Genomic DNA, 2,378 nt, shown 5'->3' on the forward strand with positions numbered 1-2,378 from the left:
AGCAAATTGCTTGGGTGTTATATGGTCAAGCCTCACGGGCAATTAGTATTGGTTAGCTCAACGCCTCACAGCGCTTACACACCCAACCTATCAACGTCGTAGTCTTCGACGGCCCTTTAGGGGATTCAAGATCCCAGTGAGATCTCATCTTGAGGCAAGTTTCCCGCTTAGATGCTTTCAGCGGTTATCTCTTCCGAACATAGCTACCCGGCAATGCCACTGGCGTGACAACCGGAACACCAGAGGTTCGTCCACTCCGGTCCTCTCGTACTAGGAGCAGCCCCTCTCAAATCTCAAACGTCCACGGCAGATAGGGACCGAACTGTCTCACGACGTTCTAAACCCAGCTCGCGTACCACTTTAAATGGCGAACAGCCATACCCTTGGGACCGGCTTCAGCCCCAGGATGTGATGAGCCGACATCGAGGTGCCAAACACCGCCGTCGATATGAACTCTTGGGCGGTATCAGCCTGTTATCCCCGGAGTACCTTTTATCCGTTGAGCGATGGCCCTTCCATACAGAACCACCGGATCACTAAGACCTACTTTCGTACCTGCTCGACGTGTTTGTCTCGCAGTCAAGCGCGCTTTTGCCTTTATACTCTACGACCGATTTCCGACCGGTCTGAGCGCACCTTCGTACTCCTCCGTTACTCTTTGGGAGGAGACCGCCCCAGTCAAACTACCCACCATACACTGTCCTCGATCCGGATAACGGACCTGAGTTAGAACCTCAAAGTTGCCAGGGTGGTATTTCAAGGATGGCTCCATGAGAACTGGCGTCCCCACTTCAAAGCCTCCCACCTATCCTACACAAGCAAATTCAAAGTCCAGTGCAAAGCTATAGTAAAGGTTCACGGGGTCTTTCCGTCTAGCCGCGGATACACTGCATCTTCACAGCGATTTCAATTTCACTGAGTCTCGGGTGGAGACAGCGCCGCCATCGTTACGCCATTCGTGCAGGTCGGAACTTACCCGACAAGGAATTTCGCTACCTTAGGACCGTTATAGTTACGGCCGCCGTTTACCGGGGCTTCGATCAAGAGCTTCGCTTGCGCTAACCCCATCAATTAACCTTCCGGCACCGGGCAGGCGTCACACCCTATACGTCCACTTTCGTGTTTGCAGAGTGCTGTGTTTTTAATAAACAGTCGCAGCGGCCTGGTATCTTCGACCGGCATGGGCTTACGGAGCAAGTCCTTCACCCTCGCCGGCGCACCTTCTCCCGAAGTTACGGTGCCATTTTGCCTAGTTCCTTCACCCGAGTTCTCTCAAGCGCCTTGGTATTCTCTACCTAACCACCTGTGTCGGTTTGGGGTACGGTTCCCAGTTATCTGAAGCTTAGGAGCTTTTCTTGGAAGCATGGCATCAACCACTTCGCGCTCTAATGAGCACTCGTCATCAGCTCTCGGCCTTGAAATCCCGGATTTGCCTAAGATTTCAGCCTACCACCTTAAACTTGGACAACCAACGCCAAGCTGGCCTAGCCTTCTCCGTCCCTCCATCGCAATAACTGGAAGTACAGGAATATTAACCTGTTTTCCATCGACTACGCTTTTCAGCCTCGCCTTAGGGACCGACTAACCCTGCGTCGATTAACGTTGCGCAGGAAACCTTGGTCTTTCGGCGTGCGAGTTTTTCACTCGCATTGTCGTTACTCATGTCAGCATTCGCACTTCTGATACCTCCAGCAAGCTTCTCAACTCACCTTCACAGGCTTACAGAACGCTCCTCTACCGCGTCATCCTAAGATGACACCCGTAGCTTCGGTGCATGGTTTGAGCCCCGTTACATCTTCCGCGCAGGCCGACTCGACTAGTGAGCTATTACGCTTTCTTTAAAGGATGGCTGCTTCTAAGCCAACCTCCTAGCTGTCTAAGCCTTCCCACATCGTTTCCCACTTAACCATGACTTTGGGACCTTAGCTGACGGTCTGGGTTGTTTCCCTTTTCACGACGGACGTTAGCACCCGCCGTGTGTCTCCCATGCTCGGCACTTGTAGGTATTCGGAGTTTGCATCGGTTTGGTAAGTCGGGATGACCCCCTAGCCGAAACAGTGCTCTACCCCCTACAGTGATACATGAGGCGCTACCTAAATAGCTTTCGAGGAGAACCAGCTATCTCCGAGCTTGATTAGCCTTTCACTCCGATCCACAGGTCATCCGCTAACTTTTCAACGGTAGTCGGTTCGGTCCTCCAGTCAGTGTTACCTAACCTTCAACCTGCCCATGGATAGATCGCCCGGTTTCGGGTCTATACCCAGCGACTAAACGCCCTATTAAGACTCGCTTTCGCTACGCCTCCCCTATTCGGTTAAGCTCGCCACTGAATATAAGTCGCTGACCCATTATACAAAAGGTACGCAGTCACCTAACAA

The 2,378-nt window shown here is 52.3% G+C and carries 1 rRNA gene; it reads right to left on the bottom strand.

The window, feature by feature from the left end:
- Positions 1-21: 21 nt before the first annotated feature.
- A 23S ribosomal RNA gene (locus ACLEJU_RS28605) occupies positions 22-2,378 on the bottom strand; the annotation flags it as partial.

The organism is Pseudomonas sp. SMN11, from assembly GCF_052041945.1.
Taxonomy (GTDB): Bacteria; Pseudomonadota; Gammaproteobacteria; order Pseudomonadales; family Pseudomonadaceae; genus Aquipseudomonas.